Here is a 4,809-nt window from a genome sequence, read left to right on the forward strand (position 1 = left end):
AGAGGCTGGATGAGAGCCGCTATCGGTTAACGTTTGTGGCGCCGGATGGTTTACCGCTGACGTGGATTTTGCGCACGGAAGTGGGCCGGGGGCCGCTGGCATTGCTGAAACTGCGGGGTTTTAAGTTGCCGAAGGAGATTTTTGAGGGCGGTTCTGGTGATGATACCTCAGCGGCAGTCATGGATGATGATGGTGAGGTGGAATGAGGTGGCAACAGTTAATGTTTCCGGCATGGCTGAGCAGGCCAATGTCATTTTACTTCTTGGTGGTTTTATCACTTTTCGGTTCGGGCATTCTGAATCGGTAACTCTGTTTTTATTCCCTTTCTTGAGGACAATATAATGGATGATTTAACCCTGCGCTATTACGAGGCAGAAATGCGCTATCTGCGTGAAGCGGGCAAAGAATTTGCTCAGGCGTATCCAGACCGGGCCGCGATGCTCAATCTGGATAAGGGCAGTATCCGTGACCCTTTTGTTGAACGATTGCTCGAAGGCTTTGCCTTTTTGATGGGGCGTTTACGTGAAAAACTGGATGATGATCTGCCGGAGTTGACAGAAGGGCTGGTCAGCTTGCTATGGCCGCATTATCTGCGCACCATTCCGTCACTATCGATTGTTGAACTGGCCCCGGACTGGGCGCAGATGAAAAAATCCGAGCGGGTGGAAAAGGGGTTTGAAGTGCTGTCGCAGCCGATTGGTTCGCGCCGGACTCGTTGCCGCTACACCACGACTCAGGCGGTTCAGTTGTTGCCTTTGGCGCTGACAGCGGCATCCTTTCAGACGGAACCGGATGGTCGTTCTGTTATCCGGCTGCGTTTTGACTGTGGGAAGATGGTGGACTGGCGGCAGGTTGATTTGAGTCGTTTGCCGCTATACCTGAATGCGGATAGCCCTCTGGCCTGTGCATTACATCAGGCATTCACGCTTCAAACACAACAACTGTATTTACGTCTGCCCGGTCAGCCTGACCGCCAGCCGTTTGCGGGTCGATTCTCGCCGCTGGGATTTGGGGAGGCGGATAGGTTGTGGCCGAAAGGGGAAAGTGCGTTCAGTGGTTATCAGTTGCTGCTGGAGTATTTCACCTTCCGTGAGAAATTTATGTTTGTGGCGCTCTGTGGGCTGGAAACCTTGATGCTCTCCGACGAGACACCGTGGTTTGAGCTGGATGTGGTGCTGAGTGAACGCTGGTCCGGTGACTTGCCGTTTTCTGCTGAGCATATCCGTTTGCATTGTTCTCCGGTGATTAATCTATTTTCGCTGGAATCTGACCCGTTGAAGTTGTCACCCTTGCAGACCGAATATCTGCTGCGCCCGATGCGTTTACAGGATGGGCATATTGAGATTTATTCGGTGGATGCAGTGCTGTCCTCGAAACGCAGTGGTCATCAGGGGTATGTGCCGTTCAGTAGTTTTCGTCATAAAGGGGGCATGATGCGACATGATGCGCCGGAGCGTTATTACCATACCCGGGTGAAACGGGGGCCGTCAGGTTTGTACGACACGTGGTTGATTTTAGGCGGGGAGGATTTTGATGACGATAAACTGGATGAAGAAGAAAACTTGTCGCTGACCTTGACTGGCACCAACGGGCAACTGCCTCGCCGGGCATTGCAGGATACCTTGCTGGATACGCCCGTCAATTCTCCGCTGGCGGGACTGACTGTGCGTAACCTGTGTGAACCGACGTTGCCCTGTTATCCGCCGAATCAGGACCGCTTTCACTGGCGGATACTGAGTCATCTCGGTTCCAACTTCCTCAGTATGATGGATAACCCGGATGTGTTGCGCGGCACGCTGGCTCTGTATGACTGGACTGATGATGAGATGAACATCCGTCGTTTGGATGCGATTGTGGCGGTGAAACATTCGCTTATCGAGCGGTTTGAGCAGGGGTATCTGCGCCGGGGTGTTCACATTGAAGTGACGGTGGATAGCCAGGGGTTCTCCGGCACGGGTGATATTTGCCTGTTCGGTGAAATGCTCAGTCGCTTCTTTGCGTTGTACACCGATATTCATCTGTTTAACCGGCTCACGCTGATTTTGCAACCCACAGGGGAACGATTGTTATGGGAAGAACACCACTGTCCGCACATTCCGGGCTGATGGCCGTACTAAAGGCCAATATATCGACACTCGATTTCTACTCATTCTGTCAGATAATTGAGCGGGCCGTCCCTGACCAGCCGCTGCTGGGCAGTACAGATAATCCTGTCGATGATGCGATACGTTTCCGTCCTCATCCGGGGATGGGTTTTCCGGTCAGCGAGTTAAAAGCGATAGAAACTGATAGCGAACGTCCAGATTATCCGCCGACGGCCAGAACCACATTTATGGGATTGTATGGTGTGGATTCCCCGCTGCCGACGGCTTATCTGGACGATATTACCCAGCACCGGGACGGGCATGACATGATTGCCGCCTTTCTGGATATCTTTAATCACCGGATATTTACTCAGTTCTACCGTATCTGGCGTAAATATTCCTACCCAGCGACTTTTGCCGCCGGGGGAACTGATGGAACGTCTCAGTGTTTACTGGGGTTGATTGGCTTAGGTATCCCGGGTAGCCGACAGCATATTACTACGCCGGTGTCCCGTTTTCTGGCTCTGCTCAGTGTGATGCGTCTGCCGACCCGTACTGCTGAAGGGGTCTCAGCACTGGTCGCGTTGCTGGCGCCGCAGACTCGCTCGGTGGTGACCCCCTGTTGCCTCCGGCAGGTCCATCTGACGCATCCGGCGGATTTTTCAGACACCCATCCGGTTTCTCTGTCACAGCGCACGGTACTGGGCAGAATGGGTACCGATATTAATAGTCAACTTTTGGTGGCATTGCACACGCATTGTTCTGAGGAGGCGCTAGGTTGGCTACCGGGCGGTCAATTGCACACTGATTTTCAGGTATTGTTGCGGGTTTATCTGGGCTGGCGTTACCCGGCCAGACTGCAACTGACTTTGCCGACCCGTATATTGCCGCCACCGTTACTGGGGGGTCCACCGGTTCAGTTGGGATTAACCGGGGTGTTAGGACTCAAGGCGGAACATCCTCCAACGATGATACCTGACAACATAACAGTGAATTTGGGGAATTATCAGGGCATCACGCCAGATAACCATGAAAATATAGGAGGATGCTATGTCAATTATGCCTTTTTATAAAACCATGCCGGTAATAGCGGCGATAACATGGTTGTTGACCGGCTGCGGTCTGACCCAGACGGTGAGTGATGGCACGGTTTCAGTCGCACAATCACTTTTCCATAAGCAGGTAAAAACGCTGCATCTGGATTTTATTCCACGGGCAGCGGTCAATACTGATGGTGGAGAAAATATGGCTCTGTCTGTCCCCACACTGGTACGTATCTATCAGTTGCGGGATAACAAAGCGATATTGGCGGCGGATTATGCGGATTTACTGAATGACGGTGACCGGGTACTCAGCGCTGATAGTCTGGCGAGTCAGGAGGTGGTGGTGAAGCCGGGCGGTCATGCGTCTCTGGATATGCCGATGGCGACGCAGGCGAAATATGTGGCGGTAGTGGGGCTGTTCCGAAACCCGGATCTGTCTAAAGGGACCTGGCGCCGGATAATAACACGTTATGAATTGTTACCGGATAAGCCTCGGACGATTGAGTTGAATGCCAAGGGGTTGGCTTTGTTGCCTGAGCAGGAGTGAAAAGAATGAAAAAGAAAACGACAATGAACAAGCCTTCTCTATACGACAGCCTGGCGGGAAGTTTTACCGGTGGTTTGACGTTGTCTCAGGTCAGTGAAGAAGAACAGGTGATTTTATCGGTACTGGATAATATGCAGCGCATCCTCAACTGCCGGGCAGGAACGCTCGCCCATTTACCGGATTACGGTCTGCCTGATCTCAGTACCATTCTGCAAGCATTGCCTGCGTCGTCCCAGCGTCTGATTGCGACGATCGAACATACGCTATTGACTTATGAACCGCGTTTGAAGCAGATCACAGTGACGTTACTGCCGATGCTTGAACCGGCCCATCTGCGTTATGACATCCACGCAGAATTGACAGGTGTGGGATTAGTGCGTTTTAGCACGGAATTTGTACCGGAAGGGCAGGTGTTGATCCGTCACTTGCGTCAGCAAGGGCATCTGGATTAATTCACTGTTTCATCAGGCGGTATTCTTTGTTATCGAAACGGATTTGGCAGCCAACAAAGAAGCAACTTGAAAGATGACGGGTATAAGCAATTAAGGCCGCGGGAACTGCCCCCGCAGCCTATCGCAGAACGGCACGTGAGCCTCTTGACTCATACCGCTCCCATCAAGCAAACACGCCTCACTTCACTGAGAGAAAGGGAAGCTTCGTGGTGACGTTTGAGCAAGCCATTTTCAATTAGCTGTTGATGCCAGAGAGGAATAAATTTTTGGCAAAAGTCATCGACGCAGCAGTAGTTCTTCTAAATGAGACATGCCTGAGGATCTCCCCGATTTTGTTTTATTTAGCAAAAATTTTGATCGTGCCTCAGACACGCGGAAAAAGGCTATTAGCAGAAACGGGGGAAACGAGAAATTGCTGGGAGAGTTTCTCATAAATTATTCTGCGCAGTAACAACCTTGAATTGAACGAGTATTTACTTTGCAGTGGTTTTAATTCATATCATGATTATACTTATTTGTCTCGTTATAGGGATGGAAAAGTAAATAAGAGTAGTGTTAATAGTAAGAAAATGATGTTAGACGATATCGTAATAATACTCTCATTAACCTGTCTGGTTTTATTTGTGAAAATTATTATATGTCCGCCTGATGACAGTAAAATTATTTGATCCTGTTTTAATATG

Annotated in this window: 6 protein-coding genes and 1 pseudogene; 6 read left to right on the top strand and 1 reads right to left on the bottom strand. The window is 50.7% G+C overall.

Features of this window, described 5'->3' with window-relative positions:
- From AM629_RS20390 to tssE, 6 genes are all read left to right on the top strand, one after another.
- The coding region (locus AM629_RS20390) for a hypothetical protein (RefSeq protein ID WP_152912043.1) at positions 1–206 on the top strand (206 nt) is incomplete at its 5' end.
- A 1-nt stretch (position 207) separates the two neighbouring features.
- Complete coding sequence (locus tag AM629_RS25065; protein ID WP_268794988.1) at positions 208–342, top strand: hypothetical protein; 135 nt, start codon at positions 208–210, stop codon at positions 340–342.
- Positions 342–2,105, top strand: coding sequence for a type VI secretion system baseplate subunit TssF (tssF, locus tag AM629_RS20395; protein WP_054481568.1), 1,764 nt, complete (start codon positions 342–344; stop codon positions 2,103–2,105). Before AM629_RS25065 ends, tssF begins: the two co-directional genes overlap by 1 nt.
- Positions 2,069–3,157, top strand: a complete 1,089-nt coding sequence (gene tssG, locus AM629_RS20400; RefSeq protein ID WP_054481570.1) for a type VI secretion system baseplate subunit TssG — start codon at positions 2,069–2,071, stop codon at positions 3,155–3,157. The genes tssF and tssG overlap by 37 nt, the downstream gene beginning before the upstream one ends.
- The gene (gene tssJ / locus AM629_RS20405; RefSeq protein ID WP_054481572.1) at positions 3,135–3,674 is read left to right on the top strand and encodes a type VI secretion system lipoprotein TssJ; all 540 of its coding nucleotides are present in this window, start codon (positions 3,135–3,137) and stop codon (positions 3,672–3,674) included. The genes tssG and tssJ overlap by 23 nt, the downstream gene beginning before the upstream one ends.
- Positions 3,675–3,679: 5 nt before the next feature.
- Entirely contained in the window at positions 3,680–4,126 is a 447-nt protein-coding gene (tssE, locus tag AM629_RS20410) for a type VI secretion system baseplate subunit TssE (protein ID WP_420806699.1), read from the top strand.
- A gap of 161 nt (positions 4,127–4,287) precedes the next feature.
- On the opposite strand, the pseudogene AM629_RS25360 reads toward tssE, so the two are convergent.
- Positions 4,288–4,386: pseudogene (locus AM629_RS25360) on the bottom strand (IS982 family transposase); the annotation flags it as partial.
- Positions 4,387–4,809 lie beyond the last annotated feature (423 nt).

The sequence above is a fragment of the Photorhabdus heterorhabditis genome (assembly GCF_001280945.1).
Classification (GTDB): Bacteria; Pseudomonadota; Gammaproteobacteria; order Enterobacterales; family Enterobacteriaceae; genus Photorhabdus; species Photorhabdus heterorhabditis.